Genomic DNA, 17,345 nt, shown 5'->3' on the forward strand with positions numbered 1-17,345 from the left:
CTTAATCTCCAAAAGAGATACCAATACCTTTGGCTGCTTTTACTAAAAAAGAATCTTTATCAATATAGTTATAATCTTTGATTGCATCTATTAAAGGCACTGAAGTTATTTGATTATTAATAAATGCCGCCATACGTCCATATTGCTCAGAAAGTATCATTTCAAAAGCCTGTACTCCTAAAAGCGTAGCTAGTACTCTATCAAAAGCTACTGGTGTGCCACCTCTTTGTGTGTGACCAAGTACGGCCTCTCTAATATCCGCTTTAAGACCAGCGTTTTTGAGCTGAGCAGAGAGCTGATATGCTACTCCACCTAACCTCACGTTTTCATAGCCTACTTCTTTGCTTTCAAATTCAGTGGCAGTGCCGTCCTTTGCTTTGGCACCTTCGGCGATTACTATATTAGCGAAGCCTTTACCTTTTTCATAACGTTTATTGAGCCTTTTTACCACCTTCTTAATATCATAAGGTATTTCTGGAATGAGGCAAACTTCAGCTCCACCTGATAATGCTGTATGTAAGGCTATCCAACCGGCATCTCTACCCATCACTTCCATGATCATCACTCTGTGGTGGCTTTCGGCTGTCGTCACTAACTTATCAAAGCTGTCACTGGCTACCTGCACAGCTGTGCTAAAACCAAAAGTAAGGTCCGTAGCAGAAAGGTCATTATCAATGGTCTTAGGAACGCCAATGATATTCAGGCCCTTTTCATAAAGAGCTTGAGATATTCTTTGAGAACCATCTCCACCAATATTAATGACAGCTTCAAAGCCTAGCTCCTTTATTTTATTAATAAGTTCTTCGGTTCTATCGATCGTTGACCAGGTCCCATCAGCACTCATAACGGGAAATTTCAATGGATCTCCCTTACTCGTAGTTTTGAGAATTGTGCCTCCTTTAACATGGATACCTGCGGTTCTTTTACTGCTAAGACGAACAAGCTCTGTTGGCTCTCTCAAAACTCCGTTGAAAGCACCCATACTACCCCATACTTCCCAGCCTTTCTCCTTTTTAGCTCTCTTGGCTATTGCCCTTATTACTGCATTCAGGCCGGGACAATCTCCACCGCCAGTTAAAACCAACACTTTCTTATTCATAATAGAATCTCTTAAAAAATCTTATACTTGCTTAAGTTACAAGTAATTGCTAAAACAGGTTAGCAATCATTAATGCATGTCATACTAACTTTGTAAACGATCTTTTACATAAGTTATTTCTGTTTTTCCGTGTGGTAACGGATTTCCATCTTTATCTAACGCTACGAATACAATTTTATCGATGGCTAGTATAGTTTTATGAGTAAGCTTATTCCTTACCTCACATTCTAATGTTATAGAAGTTCTTCCAAAATTGGTGGCCTTCATACCTAGTTCAATAATGTCTCCTTGTTTAGCTGAGCTAACAAAGTTAATTTCAGACATATACTTAGTAACACACCGTTGATTCTCCAATTGTATAATGGCGTAAATAGCTGCTTCTTCATCTATCCAGCTCAGAAGGCTGCCACCGAAAAGAGTTCCGTTAGGATTTAAATCTTCTGGCTTCACCCATTTTCTTGTGTGGAAATTCATATCTTCTTAAGGTAAAAGGTTATAACAGTGTAGTTATTTAAAAGTTATATGTACAGGCCAAGTGAGTTAAACTCCTTTTATCAAAAGTTTTTAACTATTTAGCTTTTCACTACGTTTGTTCAATCAAATATATTTTAACTAATAGTATGAAGAAAATCTTAATAGTAAACATAGTATTATTTCTATGTGGTTTTGCTGCGTTTGCAAATGACGGTTACAAGTACACATTGGATCTAACCAAGGTGGATGATGATAAAGTATATGTAGAGCTTGAAACGCCAACCATAAAAGACAAAGAGATTAAATTTAATTTTGCCAAAATGATTCCTGGTACTTATGCCATAGAAGATTATGGAAGGTTCGTATCAGATTTTAAGGCCTTAGATAAAAAAGGAAAAGAACTAGAAGTAGAGCATCAGGAAGATAATGTTTGGTTGATAAAAAAGGCTAACAAATTAGTAAAAATCACCTACTGGATTGAGGATAGCTATGATACACAGCTTGAAGGTCCGGATATTTTTCAGCCAGCTGGAACTAACATCGAAGATGGAAAGAACTTTGTTATCAATAGCAGTGGATATTTCGGATATTTTGATGGAAAGAAAGACCTGTCTTATGAGTTAAAGGTGATAAGACCTGACGGTTTTTATGGTGCTACTGGCCTTATTCCGAATGCAACAAATGAAACGAAAGATCAATTTAAGTTAGACAAATTTGCTACTTCTAGCTATGATGAATTAGTTGACTCTCCTATTATGTATAGCAAGGCAGATACTGCTTTTGTTAAAGTGGGAAACACAGATGTGTTAATTGGATCTTATTCTCCAAATAATAAAGTATCAGCCAAAGAAATTGCTGCAAGTATCAAAGAAGTGCTTATGGCGCAGAAGGAATACCTAGGAGGTAAACTTCCTGTGGATAAGTATGCTTTTATATTCTATTTCACAGATCAGCCAGTTACATCATATGGTGCGTTGGAGCATTCTTACAGCTCTTTTTACTATATGCCTGAAATGAGCATCAATCAAATGGCTCAGCAATTGAGAGATTTTGCAGCGCATGAATTCTTTCATATTGTAACCCCTTTAACCATTCATAGCCATGAGATTGGTGAATTTAACTTCACCAACCCTGAAATGTCTAAACATTTGTGGATGTATGAAGGAGTAACCGAGTATTTTGCTGGGAATATGCAGGTGAAATATGGCCTGATATCGCCAGATGAATATTTACAGGTACTCAGAGAAAAAATGATTACAGCGTCTCAATTTATTGATACTGTTGCATTTACAACAATCAGTAAAGGTACACTTGATAAATATGAGGATCAGTATTACAATGTATACCAAAAAGGTGCATTAATTGGAATGGCATTAGACATTCAGCTGAGAGAATTATCTGAAGGTAAATATGGTATGCAAAACCTGATGATTGATCTTTCTAAGAAATTTGGAAAGGACAAATCATTTGATGATGATGAATTATTCTCAATAATAACAGAACTTACCTACCCTGAAATTGGAGAGTTTTTAGATACATATGTTGGGGGAAATGAATCATTACCATTTGAAGAATTATTCAACAAAGTAGGTATTGACTTTGCATTTGAAAAAGTTGTGGAGACTGTGAGCTTGGGCTTGCAGCAAGCTAACATTGCTGTTGCTCCTTATAATGGTGCGCAACATTTAGCGATACAAAACGCTGAAAACTTAAATCCGATGGGAGATTCACTGGGTTTTGAAAATGGAGATGTATTAGTAGCCATTAATGGTAAGGACATCCCACCATTAGGACCGGAATTGGGAAGCTTTATAGGTGGTATTCAAGAGTCTCTTAAAGTAGGAGAAACACTTTCTTACTCGGTAATGAGAAAAGATGAAGCTGGTGAATGGACTAAAGCAGAGCTTGCTGCGAAAATATTCCCGATAGAACAACCACAGATTTATGTTCTTGAGTTTGCAGAAGATGCTACTGACGAGCAATTACAATTAAGAAAATGGTGGTTACAACCACAAGAATAGATAAGGAAGGCTGTCTGAGAAGACAGCCTTTTTTGTTTATCGTTTAAAATCCATATCTAATTCGTTAAATAAAAACATATATTGGCTGGAAGCTATATCATAATAGCCATCTAGGGTTTCAAATTTCGAGTGACCCGTGTTCTCTTTAATTTTCAAAATAGCTGTTGTTTCAGGGTACATTTCCTGAATGCGGGCTAGAAATTTGTATGAGTGTAACGGAGGAACTCTATCATCATGATCTCCAGTGATCAACATAATTGAAGGAAATTTGCCCTTTTTTAAATTATGGTAAGGAGAATAACTATATAAGTTTGCAAACTCCACAGAATCTGTCACAGTTCCGTATTCTCTTCTATTGATAGCGGCACCGGAAACCGTAAAATTTTCAGCCCTCAACATGTCATATACTCCTGCAGATGCTACCACTGCTTTAAACTTTTCAGGATGCTGAACAGCTACAGCGGCAACCAACATGCCCCCATGAGATCCACCGATGATGGCTATTTTGTTAGGATTGGTAATTCCACTTTCCATTAAGTAGTCAGCACAGGCGGTAAAATCATCAAAGGCATTTTGTTTAAGCAATTTTCTTCCTGCTTTTGCCCAGTCACCGCCTTGTGCTCCACCTCCTCTAATATTTGGAGTGACCAATATGCCACCATTCATTAACCAAATTATATTTTCCCAATTATATGATGGTTCTATAGTATGACCATAACCGCCATAGCCCAATATTAAACAAGGATTATCGCCATTACTTAAATCTAACCTCTTATCATAAGTTATATAGGCTTGTATAGCGGTAGAATCTTTCGAGATGTACTCGACATATTTGGTTACAAAGTTTTCATGATTAAATGGTAGCGTGGTTACACCCATTGGTTCAGCACTCAGGTCGCTTAGTTTTATCCTAAATTTTATGCTAGGATGATAGAATGACGAGACATAGTAGTAAGCGTAATCTTGATCTTCATCTGCATAAAAACCTGAAACCTTTTTACCTTCAGCAAAACTGTATCTTTTTAAAATTTTGCCATTGAGATCGAATACTAATACAGTGTATTTACCATTCAGTGAATAGATACCTGCAATCTTGTCCTTTCCTAGGCGATTTACGGTAACAAGGTTATCCATGTATTCAGGTACTATTTCAAAAATTTTATTCACCTCATTTTTAAGCGCAATTACAATTTTATGCTTAGGAGCATTCATATCGGTTTTCATCACTACACTATCGCCGAAGATGCATTCTATATCAAATGAGGTATTGCTTGGTAAAATGAAGAAAGGTTTAGGTAAAAAGCTTTCACCTTCCATATTAACTGTGGAAAATGTTCTTTTCCATAGTCCTCTATATTTTATAGGATGTGAAAGAATCACTTCATTTTCACCTGACTTAAAGTAGTGTAGGGAATTGACTCCACTAATATCTGGATTAGTGTAAACTACTTGATCTTCGTCCTGAGTGGTACCCATTCTATGAAAGCATATTCTTTGACCTGTTCTTCTATCTAGTAGTTCTCTTCCTTCCTTTGGTTTATCATATCGTATATAATAAAAACCGTTGCTTTTCCAGATAAGGCCTGCCCCACGGGTATATTTTATGATGTCATTAGTTGCTTCTTTGGTCTCAAGATTATAAACATGTTGTTCCTGCCAATCACTGCCGGAGTGGGATACAGAAACAATGACAAATTTTTCATCCGGATCTACTTCCCAGTCTGTGATGATGACATCATCATTTTTATCAGCTCTTAGTTTTTTGGCATATACAAGCCGTACGTAATCACCATCTTTACCAATTTTATAATACAGATCAGCAGGGCTATCAGAATCACTAAATTGGGTTTTGAAGTAATACTTTTTATCGGTGTTATTAGCTGTAAGGTTAAAGTCATCATAACGAGTTCTACCTACTCTACTTATTTGATCCTGAAACACAAAGCTGTTAACCCTTCGGTTTTCATATTTACGGGTGAGCCCTTTTTGGTCTACGAGCCAGGATTCTAATCGTGGATCAGATGGATTTTCCATCCATTGATAAGGGTCAACGACTTTTTCACCGAAATAAGCATTGGTAATATTCTCCTTAGGAGCTTCAGGATATTTCAAATTCTGTGCAATTCCGGAGTAACACAGAAGACTAGCCAGCAATAGATATAGTACTTTACTCAATTTTATTATGTTTTTAAAAACAATAATAATGTATTTGAGTAAGCATTAAAAGAAAATATGTTTGCTGATTCTACTTTTCTCTATCAATCAGGCTTTCTGCAAAGCCTCTCAAAATTGCCTTCTTATGAAGTGGGGCATTAACCTTTCTAAGAGACTGAAAACCTTTCTGGAAATATTCGTTCATCTTATTCTCGGTGAGAGATCGAATATCTAATTCATCATAGATTTTGGTTACAGCTTTTACTTTCTCCGCTGGTTCAAAATCCGTTTTGCCTATCCAGCCGTCGAGCGCTGCACGTTGTTTTTTGTTCGCTAACTTAAGGGCTGATATAAGCAGGAAAGTTTTTTTATTAGCGATGATATCACCTCCTACCTGTTTACCAAATTTGCTGGCGTCAGCGTATACATCAAGAAGATCATCTTTTAACTGGAAGCCTAAACCTATATTAATTCCGAAATCACGAAGAGCCTTACAGTTTTCCGAATCGGATTCTGCTAGCATTGCCCCCATCTCCAGACTGAAACCTAAGAGCACAGCGGTCTTTAGGCGAATCATTTCAAGATAACTTTCTTCAGTTACCTCAGCCTGATTTTCAAAGTCCATGTCAAACTGCTGTCCTTCACAAACCTCACTAGCGCACTGATTAAATGCTTTTAATATCTTGATAGCAGCAGGGTGTTCATTTTCAATCAGCATTTCATAAGCTTTCACGAGCATCACATCACCAGAAAGAATGGCCGTGTTGCTATTCCATTTCTCATGAACAGTTGGCTTAGTTCTTCTCAGCGGTGCTTCATCCATTATGTCATCATGCATAAGTGTGAAATTATGAAACACTTCCACTGCAATGGCTTGAGGAAGAATAGACGCCACATCATCCTTGAATAAGGAATATGACATGGTAGCTAAAAGAGGCCTTAGTCTTTTACCGCCTAAGGCCATGATATATCTTATAGGTTCATAGAGCTCATGCGGTTCCGCACCATATTTTTGCTGATCAATCTCTTTGGAGATAAGCTCTAAAAGTTGTTCTGTACTTTTCATCCTCTTAAAAAAGTGGCTAAGCTAAGTTTAATCTGTTTCTTCAACAAATATCAGATCAATAGTTCTTCTATCTATATCCGTAGCTTTAACCTGAACCTGAACTTTATCACCAAGGGCGTATATCTTCTTATTTCTTTGCCCTATAACTCGGAAATTCTTTTCGTCAAAGTCATAAAAATCATCTCTAAGGTCAACCATGCGTACCATGCCCTCACACTTGGTTTCGGTAATTTCAACAAATATGCCCCATTCGGCTACACCGCTGATTATGCCGTCAAAGACTTTATCCTCAACACCTTGCATGAATTCCACCTGCTTATATTTAATGGAAGCTCGTTCAGCATCGGCAGCTCTTTTTTCCCTCTCTGATGAATGAATACATTTTTCTTCGTAATCATCTTTACTAACGGATTTACCACCATCTAAATAATGCTGAAGAAGACGGTGAACCATCATATCTGGATATCTTCGAATAGGTGATGTAAAATGAGTGTAATGAGGAAATGCCAAGCCAAAATGTATATCTGCCGCTGTGGTGTATTTTGCTTTGGCCATTGCTCGGATAGCCAGTTGCTGAAGTACGTTTTCTTCGGGCTTGCCCTCTATCTCATCTAAAAGGCTGTTCAGCGATTTTGAAACTGCGGTTTCATCCGTTTTTAAACTATGCCCAAACCTTTTGGCAAACATTGAGAATGAATTCAGCTTTTCAGGATCTGGATAGTCGTGAGTTCTATATACAAAGGTATTTTTGTCTTTACCTTTTTGCATGTCATAGATGAATGTAGCTACTTTCTTGTTAGCCAGGAGCATAAATTCTTCAATGAGCTTGTGTGCGTCTTTACGAATTTTTGGAATTACACCCAAAGGCCTACCTTTTTCATCAAGCTTGAATTTAACCTCAGTACTCTCGAAGTTAACAGCACCATGTTTGAATCTATCCTTACGAATTTTCTTTGCTAGACCATTTATATGCTGCAATTCTGTAGCTAAATCTCCAACACCAGTTTCAATGCTTGCCTGAGCCTCTTCATAAGTAAAGCGCCTGTCTGAATGGATGATAGTCCTTCCAAACCATTCTTTATGGACCTTCGCATCATCATCGATTTCAAAAACCGCTGAGAATGTAAGCTTATCTTCCCTGGGCCTTAATGAACAAAGTCCATTTGAAAGCCTTTCTGGCAACATAGGAATAGTGCGATCCACAAGATAAACTGAAGTTGCCCTGTCATATGCTTCTTTCTCCAGTAGAGTGTTTGGATTCACATAATGCGTAACATCCGCAATGTGGATGCCTATTTCATAATTACCATTTTCTAACTTTTGATACGAAAGAGCATCATCAAAATCCTTTGCATCCTCAGGATCAATGGTGAAGGTGAGTATATCTCTAAAATCCTTTCTTTTCTTTATCTCGGCCTTGCTGATTTTATCAGAGATGCTATTGGCCTCTTCATCTATTTCCTTAGGAAATTCAAAAGGCAGATCAAACTCTGCCATGATAGAGTGTATCTCAGCATTATTATCACCAGCCTTACCCAATACCATCTTTATCTCACCCTCTGGGCTTCTATCATGACCAGGCCATTGGGTAATTTTTACGATTACTTTATCATTATGTGCCGCGCTACTGGTCTTATCTAGCGGCACGAAAATATCTTGATGAATCTTTCTATTATCAGCTATAACAAAGGCAAACCTCGGAGAGAATTCGATTTTACCCACAAATTGGGTCCGACTTCTCTCTACAACTTCTACTACCTTTCCCTCTGGCTTTTTTCCTGATGGTACCGGAAGTAGCATAACTCGCACGGTGTCTCCATCCATAGCAAAGTTCATATCACGAGCTTTGATATAGATGTCGTCTTCATCTTCGGGGGTTAGCAAGTATGCAAACCTGGGATTTACGTGATCAATCCGACCTGTTATCAGATCAGGGTTTTTAGTGCTTCTGTAGCGGCCGTTGCTTTGCATTATTTGGCCGTCTTTCTCTAAAATTGATAAAACAAATGGGATGGCTTTGTTATAGTCTTTTCTTCTAAAGCCTAATTTCTTGGTAATATCTTTTGTCGAAAATTCTTTATTAAAGTTTTGATGAAGCAGAGAAATTATTTTTGCTTTCAGTTTTCCCTGAATGCCATCACTTTTTCCTCTCTTTTGTTGTTTTCTCTTCTTACTCATAAATAAGTGTTGAATCTGTACAAAGATGCAACTATTGGTATCTTAAATTATTGATTATCTGTTATCTAATGGTTATTCTTAACAAGTAGAATCCAACATAGGTTTTTACCTAATAGCTAGTTGCATCTATAATTTCGAATTCTTCTATTGGAATACTTTTTAATTTAAGAAATAATTTGGCAGTAACTACTACATCTCTCAGGCAATATTCTGCTATTCTTTTCAGGTCATGGGTTTCGTAATATACCTGATTTACCTCACTGCCGTTAATATCTGATTTACTTGATGTTATATTAAAAATAGTGGCGAGAAGATCTAAGGAGGTGTAATGCTTCCAATCGCCAAACTTCCACATATCCATAGTATCGATATGCTGAATTTCCCATGGTTTCTTTCCCATTAAGTTAAGTACTTCTGGCAGCTGAAAACCATTGATGAGTAACCTTCTACTTAAGTATGGGAAGTCAAACTCTCTACCGTTGTGGGCACACAATGATAAGTTATTTTTCGAAAATTTATTCAATGTCTCAACAAACTCTTCCAGAATAAGGTTTTCGTCATCGTTAAAAATGGCCTTTGTTCTAAAGATAGGCGTATCATCCTCAAACGAGAAAAAACCGAGACCAATAGTGACTATCTTTCCAAATTCGGCGAAAATGCCAGCCTTTTCTTTGAATAACTCTTCATCTGAAAGATCTGAATCTTTTTTAAGAAATGAAGCCTTTCTAGACCATTGGGTTTTTAACCTTTCTGGCAGCGAGTGATAATCATCTGTACTGCCAACGGTTTCTATGTCAAGAAAAAGTATATTTTTAAGTTGCTTCATTTAAGAGTGTAAGACGCCTTTTAAACCCAGTTCTTTTATAAAAACCAGGTTATCTTCTGTAATGGAATCAGGAACAAAAATAAATTTCTTGTCATAAATTTTTGACCCAATGTAATAACTTACCCAGTATTCATTATTTAGATGAAAAACATCAGGATTTATTGGCTCCACCAGAGCTGTACTTTTACCAGCAACCGTTTCTAAAAAATGTCTTAAAGTGGAGGTTTTTTGTTCTTCTCCATCTTTGTTGCCATATCCTGTAGATGTAATCAGCGTGTTTTCAATATCAAAGTTGTTATTGTTAATCAAATGAACGCTCCATTCATCCACATTCATTTCGTTCACTTTTTTGGCAATGGCCAGAGTTACATTTTCAACTTTTGGTCTTTGTATATCTTCTTTCATGTAGTTTCTAGTTCCATTTCGAAAAGCTTAGCGATATGTTTTATCAGCTTGCTTTTCACCTCATCAATATTTTGTTTTTCTCCCAGCTCTTTTTCCAGGCTAGTTACAGCTTTGTCATCAATACCACAAGGTACGATGTTAGAAAAATAGTCCAGATCGGCGTTTACATTAAAGGCAAAACCATGCATGGTGACCCATCTGCTGGATTTTACGCCAAGCGCACATATCTTGCGAGGATTCTTCTTTTCTATATAGTCGATCCAAACTCCTGTTAAACCCTCAATTCGCCCTGCTTCAATATTATATTCAGCTAGTGTTTTAATTACTGCTTCTTCTAAGAACCTTAGGTATTTATGAATATCAGTAAAGAAGTTATCAAGGTCTAGAATAGGATAACCTACAATTTGACCTGGACCGTGATAGGTAATATCACCACCTCTATTAATTTTATAAAAAGTTGCGTTTTTTTCCTCTAATTGCTGTTCATTTATAAGTAGATGATCAGGGCTGCCGCTTTTACCAAGAGTATAAACATGAGGATGTTCACACAGCAATAGGTAGTTAGAAGTAATTTTCTGCTCCTCCTCACCTAGTTTCCTATTCTCTATTTTTAGATTGACTATTTCATCAAAAATCTGCGTTTGATAATCCCATGCTTTTTGATAGTCAATAGTGCCTAAATCTAGCAGCTTTACCTTTTTATTTAGAATATTATTCACAATCACCTAACTTTAATTACAAAGTTATGGAATAATATGAAGACTAAAGCTCAAACTGGTAGAGAAGGAGAAGATGCCGCGGTAGCCTTTCTTCTAAATGCCGGCTATAATATATTGGAGAGGAATTATAGGTACAAACGAGCTGAAGTGGATATTATAGCAGAGAAGGATGACATCTTAGTTTTTGTGGAAGTAAAAACGAAATCCTATACAACCTTTGGTTTTCCAGAAGAATCCGTTAACCACACGAAGGTAGCAAAAGTATCCGAGGCCGCAGAGTATTATACATATGCCAATAATTGGCACAAGGATATACGCTTCGACATCATTGCAGTAAATAAGGCTATAGACAAGATCGATCATTTCATGGATGCGTTTCATTAAGTTGCCTTTGATTGCTGATTTTTTTTAAGGTTGAATTTGGTATTTTAAGTATGAAATTACTTCCTACACCCCTGGAAGAAACTACCTGTATGGAGCCTCCCAGCTTTTTCAAGGTTTCTTTTACCAGGTAAAGACCTAATCCAGAACCTTTTGAATGCTCTGATGAGCGAAAGAACATTTTAAATATATCGTGAATGTTATCTTTGCTTATACCCTCACCATTATCACACACTTCTACAAAAGCTGCTTCATTGTTGATCTTGATTTCTATGTCAAGGAAATTCTCTACTTTACCATTTTTTTGGTAGCAAATGGCATTGTCAATCAGGTGCTGTAATATCAGGGTTAATCTTCTCTTATCTGAAATAAAGTATTCTTCGTCTTCTTGCTTCACCCGGGTATTTACAGAGACTTTCTTCTGCTTAATTTTAGGGCTCATAGGAATGATAATAGCATCAATTATTTCCTTAAAATTGATCCTATCCTTTGCTATGGGATATTTGGCATTTACAAGATAGTGCTCCATAGATTGAACAAAGCGATCCATCCTTTCGGTACTTTCGTTTATCAGTTTTAAATATTGATCGCGATATTCTTTGTCAGGAGTGACTTCTGCAAGATGAATAAGCCCTTTAATGGATGTTAAAGGTCCTTTTAAATCATGTGAACAGCTATAAATAAAATTTTCTAATAACGTATTAGCCTCCACTAGCTCCTTACTCATTCTTCTTTGTGCCATAACTTTATTCTCCTCATAACAAATATGGTGAGAATTACGCATGATCCTTTAGGGGGAAAACCTGAATTTGAAAATCAGTGTTTTAAAGGCATAAATTGCTTAAATACAGTTATTTATGAATGGTTTGTAATGATTATGTGCAAAAAGTAGAACTACGCATAAAGATGCCTAGGGGTAATCCCCTATTACAGCTCTATAATATTATTCTTAATGGCATACTTTACTAGTTCGGCAGTATTCTTCAAACCAAGTTTTGATAAAATATTGGTTTTATGGGTTTCAACGGTTTTAACGCTTATAAAAAGAGCATCAGCTACTTCTTTATTGGATTTCCCTAATGCTACTTGTTCCAGAACTTCCATTTCACGGTTAGACAAATCGGTATTTTTCTTTGATGGCTTTTTGTTTGTCGATTCCTGTTCATAGAAGTTTTCAAATACTATTTCCATGATAGATGGACTAAAGTACTTTTCTCCAGCATTTACCTTACGAATGGCTTCAACCAGACCTTCTTTATTAACATTTTTTGGTAAATATCCATTGATACCCGCCTTTGCTCCCAATGTAATATAATCTTTACTTACCTCGCTGGAAAGTAAAATAATCTTGATATCAGGGTTCTGTTCTTTTATCCATCTGGTAGCTTCAATCCCTGTCATCCCTTTCATAACAATATCCATAAGGATAATATCCGGTTGCAATTCTTCTGCCGCGTTTATGGCTTCCTCACCACTTTCCACCTTACCAACAATCTGTACAAACTCAATATGCTGTAGGATAGAAGCTATACCTTCCCTCATTAATGTGTGATCATCTACCAATAGTACTTTTACAGAGCTCATGTTTTTTGATTTAAGAGGCTTTCAATTGAAAAAATTAGTTCATCTGCAGAGCAGGGTTTTTTCAAGAACAGGTTCGCACTAATTTCTTTGGCTTTGTTCATATTCTCCTTGGAGGCCTGGGCAGAAAGTATGATAATGGGAATGTCTTTATGCTTATCTATTGATTTCAATTTCTCAACTAGCTGAAAGCCATTTATTTCGGGCATTAGCACATCCGTGATGATTAGATCGGGTGATGTGGTTGCTACTTTCTGCATGCCTCCATAGGCGTCATTAGCCGTTTCTACGTCGTAACCTTCCATTTTAAGGATATCAGTAATCTCCTCTAAAAGTGGAATGGTGTCATCGATAATTAATATCTTATATTTCATTAACTGGTATTTCAACTTTAATGGTTGTACCTATATTTAGCTCACTTTCTACTTCAATAGTACCGTTCTGCATATCAACGGCTTTTTTAACAATGGATAAGCCGAGACCCGTACCTTGAATGGCGTGTGCCTGATTAGATCTGTGAAAAGCTTCAAAAATTTTCTCTTTATCTTCCTCGCCTATTCCTATTCCACTGTCTTTTACAGAGATAGACAGGAGATTATTCCTTAAAATCACATCCAGAAAAACCTTATTCTTTCCTGGAGAAAATTTTATGGAATTAGTAAGCAGGTTGATTACGATGTTCCTTAAAAGCTTCTCATCTATGGTTACTATTTTTTCTTCCAAGCCTAGAAAACATGATATTTCATGCGTGTTCTGGGTGCTGTTGGAGACTTCTTCTTTTATTTTCAGGAAAAACTCTTCAATGTTTAATCTGCTAGGATTAATCTTTATCCTTCCCGCTTCAGACTTACCTATTAGTAAGACATCGTCAAGTAGATAAGTCATGTGCTGTACTTGCTCCATAATTTTATTGAGTTTTTGTACAGCATCTTCTTGCTTTATCTTCTCACCGTACTTTGTCAGATAATTAGCAGCAAAGTTTATGGTGGACAATGGAGTTCTAAATTCATGAGAGGCCATTGATACAAATTTGGACTTTAATGCCACCAATTCTTTTTCTTTATTCAATGCTTCTTTAAGCTCCTTGGTTCTTTCTGTCACTTTTTGCTCCAGCCTTTCACGATACTCAATAAGTTCAGTGATATCCTGTCCCACGCCAAGCAACCCTACAATTTCGTTTTTTACGTTTCTTCTAGGAGTTGCATTGAATAAAATGGTTACAACCTTTCCAGTTCTGGTGTAAATTGGCAGCTCATAATTAGTCACAGATTTTCCTCTTAAAGCTGACTTGAGAAGATTGGTAACCGCCACTTTGTAACCATCTAAAATGAATTCATCAATGAGCTTCTTTCCAATGATTTCTTCCTTGGAATACCCAGTCACCTTTGATGCTACCTGATTCCACTCATTAATTTTTCCATACCAGTCTAAACCAAAAATAGGAGCGTTGGCGGTATCTATTAAGTTAGTTAATTCTTCGGCAACTGAGGTTACTCTTTCCTCATATAATTTTTGTTTTGTAACATCAGAAATAGAGATTACCACGCCTGTTTTTCCATTAGGCTGTAGATATAGCGAGGAGTTAATTGATAACCACATTATCCCTAAGCCTTTGTTCAGTCCTAATATAACATTAGAACATGGTTTACCTGTGGCCAAGGTAATGTTTTGGGGAAGTTCTTCCGGTTTGAAAACACTTTTATCAGGTTTTATTAGATCGAATTTTTCTTCTAGTTTCTGAAATTTTTGAGTTTCATCACTTGGCAAGCCAAGGATTTGTGCGGCACTTTTATTATAATTTATTATTGTTCCATTTTCATCATATAAAATAACCCCTTCAGCGATTGATTCTACTACACTTTGATATTGTGATTCACTTTCTATTAGTAGATCATAGGCCAATTTCTGCTCAGTGATGTCTCGTGAGGTGGTAACTATATGTTTCAGATTGTCATTTTCATAAACTGGTTGAGCGATGGTTTCCAGATAAATCACCATGCCCTCTTTGCGCTTAACTTTATATCCAACTCTTATGGAATTCGTTCTTTTTTCGTTTCGGAAACGACTCCATAGCTCACCTTCTAACCTATCTTTATCATTGTTTACCAAAACCTCTTCAGGTGATAGGCCCACTAGTTCATGATCCTCATATCCTATTATTTTTTTTGACGATGGACTTACCCATATATAAGTACCATACGGATCATGAAGGCAAACTAAATCGTGTATATTTTCGGCCAGTAATTTATATTCTTCGTGGCGTTTTTCAAGGGCCTTTTCAGCTTCATATTGACGTTTTCGGTTTGCACTATCCTTTATCTCCCTCTCAATAGCAGGCACTAATCGAGCAAGATTCTCTTTCGAAAGGTAATCATTAGCGCCTTCCCGCATGGCTTGTACTGCCTCACCATCATTGATGGTTCCTGACACGATAATGAATGGAACTAATAGATTTTTTTGTCTTGTAATTTTTAAGGCCGTGGAGGCATTGAAATGAGGAAGTTTATTATCACTTAATATAATATCCCACTGTCCATTCTCCAGAGCATTACAAAGTTCATCAGCAGATTGAACCCTCATGCTCAGTGCGTTATAGCCTTCTTTTCTAAATTTATTAAGCATTAACTCAAAATCATCTTCTGAGTCTTCTATGAATAAAACCTTGATTTCTTTTACCTCATGCATTATCAATTAAATCAGGAATTTTTACGGTGAAAGTTGATCCTTTATTTTTATCACTGTTGAGTGTGATAGCTCCATTTATTTTATCAAGCGCACTTTTAACAATGTATAGTCCCAGCCCAGAGCCTTGGGAGGTTTCATTGGCTCTATAAAACATTTCAAAAATGTGCTTCTGAAATTTCTTTGGAATACCCTGGCCATTATCTTCAATTTGAATAATGGTGGTATTATTTTCATGTAATAGACTAATATGAATATATCCATTATCTACATCGCGACGTCTGTATTTAACGGCATTTTCTAGCAGGTTTTGCAATACAGATCGCATCAAGCGTCGGTCAGTGATCACTCTTACGTTAGGTTCGATTTCCATCTCTATTTTGATATTATCAAAACCTTCGGAATACTTTAAACCTGTAAGAACATCGTTAATGAGATCATTAATTATAAAAGGATCCGGATTTACCTGTCCTTGTTTTATTCTGGTAATGTTAAGAAGCTCATTCAATGTATTGTTCAGCATCTGGGTGCTATTGTCTAACATTTTCATGAGTAGTTGAACCTCAACTTTTTCTTCGAAATCCTTCATGCCAATATTAATCAGACCTTTAATGGAGGCAACAGGTCCTTTTAAATCATGAGAAATTCGATACATCAATGTCTCTAACTCATTATTTATCTTTAGTAGATTTTCTTTTACTTGTTTCTGTTCCGTAACGTTTTTTGCAATTATTGAAATGCCATCCTCAGTAGGATAAATGCTTCCTTCAAAGTATTTGCTATCGTTATATTCAAATGCTATATGTTCAGATTTACCTTGTGTTAAAACTTGCTCTATCGTTTCTCTTACCTCATTAGTTTCCCAAGATGGAAATACCTGGTAGATAGGAGAACCAATTATATCTAAGGAGCGATTAAATTCTTTTTCGGCATATTCATTCCAAAACAGAATATTCAAATTGTGGTCTAAAGCAATAAATACATCCTGGATACTGCCAGAGAGAAATTGATACATTTTCTCACTCTGCTCCAGCTTTTTCTCGATGTTAATTCGTTTCTGAGTGTTTTGAGACTCTCTAATCTCTCGTTCAATGGCCGGTAGCAGTCTATTTAAATTGCCTTTTAAAATATAGTCATTGGCACCTGCGCGCATCGCATTTACGGCTGCTTCTTCGCCAATCGTTCCAGATACGATTAAAAAGGGCACATTTTGATTCTTTTTACGAGTCAGTTTTAAGGCTTCAGGAGCATTAAACTGAGGTAATGAATTATCGCTAATGATTAAATCCCAATGATTTTCGAGCGAAGAAACGAGCTCATTACGAGTTTCTATTCTTTTGGGATCAATGGTAATACCAGCTCTGCTGATATGTCTTACCAGCAAGTCATAATCATCTTCAGAATCTTCTATTATTAATACTTTAAAGCTCTCAACCATTCTCTTTCCTCCTTTAGTAGTTACTAATTATACAAACAAAGTTGACAACGAAATTTGTGTAAAATGTGAAGTTTGATTCTTCTATATGTAAGTGCTTTATATACGTAAGCGATGAGGTTTTTTAGGGTTTGGTGAACCTTGGTAACTTCTAAATTGCTAATAATGAGCAAGTTAAATTTCTTTTTAACTTTTCTATCTGCAGCTACATCAAACTTAATCATGAAAGCACCGTTGCCACCTTCTCTCTCAATAACAGGGATTATTGTATTCTGTTCTTTATAGAAAACTGTCGATTGAAGTTGGTGGGGCGATATGTAGTTA

At 36.5% G+C, this 17,345-nt stretch carries 15 protein-coding genes; 2 read left to right on the forward strand and 13 right to left on the reverse strand.

Annotated elements, in window-relative coordinates:
• Position 1: 1 nt before the first annotated feature.
• Together LVD16_RS03825 and LVD16_RS03830 are read right to left on the reverse strand one after the other, a co-directional pair.
• Positions 2-1,099 carry a 6-phosphofructokinase gene (locus LVD16_RS03825; protein ID WP_233772265.1) on the reverse strand — a complete coding sequence of 366 codons (1,098 nt, stop codon included), beginning with the start codon at positions 1,097-1,099 and terminating at the stop codon, positions 2-4.
• 84 nt (positions 1,100-1,183) lie between these two features.
• Entirely contained in the window at positions 1,184-1,573 is a 390-nt protein-coding gene (locus LVD16_RS03830) for an acyl-CoA thioesterase (protein WP_233772266.1), read from the reverse strand.
• Positions 1,574-1,719: 146 nt separating this feature from the next.
• Here LVD16_RS03830 and LVD16_RS03835 point away from each other — a divergent pair, with 146 nt between their 5' ends.
• Complete coding sequence (locus LVD16_RS03835) at positions 1,720-3,594, forward strand: M61 family metallopeptidase (RefSeq protein ID WP_233772267.1); 1,875 nt, start codon at positions 1,720-1,722, stop codon at positions 3,592-3,594.
• A gap of 36 nt (positions 3,595-3,630) precedes the next feature.
• Here LVD16_RS03835 and LVD16_RS03840 read toward each other — a convergent pair whose 3' ends face one another.
• From LVD16_RS03840 to lipB, 6 genes are all read right to left on the reverse strand, one after another.
• Positions 3,631-5,769, reverse strand: a complete 2,139-nt coding sequence (locus tag LVD16_RS03840; RefSeq protein ID WP_233772268.1) for an alpha/beta fold hydrolase — start codon at positions 5,767-5,769, stop codon at positions 3,631-3,633.
• A gap of 70 nt (positions 5,770-5,839) precedes the next feature.
• Positions 5,840-6,814 (reverse strand): polyprenyl synthetase family protein, encoded by a 975-nt coding sequence (locus LVD16_RS03845; RefSeq protein ID WP_233772269.1) that lies wholly within the window; start codon positions 6,812-6,814, stop codon positions 5,840-5,842.
• Between the two features lie 27 nt (positions 6,815-6,841).
• Positions 6,842-8,992 (reverse strand): ribonuclease R, encoded by a 2,151-nt coding sequence (gene rnr / locus LVD16_RS03850; protein WP_233772270.1) that lies wholly within the window; start codon positions 8,990-8,992, stop codon positions 6,842-6,844.
• 109 nt (positions 8,993-9,101) lie between these two features.
• On the reverse strand, positions 9,102-9,818 hold the full coding sequence (locus LVD16_RS03855) for a 3'-5' exonuclease (protein ID WP_233772271.1): 717 nt from the start codon (positions 9,816-9,818) through the stop codon (positions 9,102-9,104).
• Positions 9,819-10,223, reverse strand: a complete 405-nt coding sequence (locus LVD16_RS03860; protein WP_233772272.1) for a hypothetical protein — start codon at positions 10,221-10,223, stop codon at positions 9,819-9,821.
• Entirely contained in the window at positions 10,220-10,942 is a 723-nt protein-coding gene (gene lipB, locus LVD16_RS03865; protein WP_233772273.1) for a lipoyl(octanoyl) transferase LipB, read from the reverse strand. The genes LVD16_RS03860 and lipB overlap by 4 nt, the downstream gene beginning before the upstream one ends.
• A 36-nt stretch (positions 10,943-10,978) precedes the next feature.
• Between lipB and LVD16_RS03870 the strand changes: the two genes are divergently transcribed.
• Positions 10,979-11,326: a YraN family protein gene (locus tag LVD16_RS03870; RefSeq protein WP_233772274.1), complete on the forward strand. Its 348-nt coding sequence runs from the start codon at positions 10,979-10,981 to the stop codon at positions 11,324-11,326.
• Here LVD16_RS03870 and LVD16_RS03875 read toward each other — a convergent pair.
• The 5 genes from LVD16_RS03875 to LVD16_RS03895 form a co-directional block, all read right to left on the reverse strand.
• Positions 11,307-12,065, reverse strand: a complete 759-nt coding sequence (locus LVD16_RS03875; RefSeq protein WP_233772275.1) for a sensor histidine kinase — start codon at positions 12,063-12,065, stop codon at positions 11,307-11,309. The two genes, LVD16_RS03870 and LVD16_RS03875, sit on opposite strands and share 20 nt — an antisense overlap.
• Positions 12,066-12,250: 185 nt before the next feature.
• Positions 12,251-12,907, reverse strand: coding sequence for a response regulator transcription factor (locus tag LVD16_RS03880; RefSeq protein ID WP_233772276.1), 657 nt, complete (start codon positions 12,905-12,907; stop codon positions 12,251-12,253).
• The gene (locus LVD16_RS03885) at positions 12,904-13,278 is read right to left on the reverse strand and encodes a response regulator (RefSeq protein ID WP_233772277.1); all 375 of its coding nucleotides are present in this window, start codon (positions 13,276-13,278) and stop codon (positions 12,904-12,906) included. The genes LVD16_RS03880 and LVD16_RS03885 overlap by 4 nt, the downstream gene beginning before the upstream one ends.
• A complete protein-coding gene (locus LVD16_RS03890) occupies positions 13,268-15,589 on the reverse strand; it encodes a hybrid sensor histidine kinase/response regulator (RefSeq protein ID WP_233772278.1) in 2,322 nt (773 codons plus the stop codon). The genes LVD16_RS03885 and LVD16_RS03890 overlap by 11 nt, the downstream gene beginning before the upstream one ends.
• On the reverse strand, positions 15,582-17,024 hold the full coding sequence (locus tag LVD16_RS03895) for a sensor histidine kinase (protein ID WP_233772279.1): 1,443 nt from the start codon (positions 17,022-17,024) through the stop codon (positions 15,582-15,584). Before LVD16_RS03895 ends, LVD16_RS03890 begins: the two co-directional genes overlap by 8 nt.
• Between the last annotated feature and the right edge of the window lie 321 nt (positions 17,025-17,345).

It is taken from the genome of Fulvivirga ligni (assembly GCF_021389935.1).
GTDB lineage: Bacteria > Bacteroidota > Bacteroidia > Cytophagales > Cyclobacteriaceae > Fulvivirga > Fulvivirga ligni.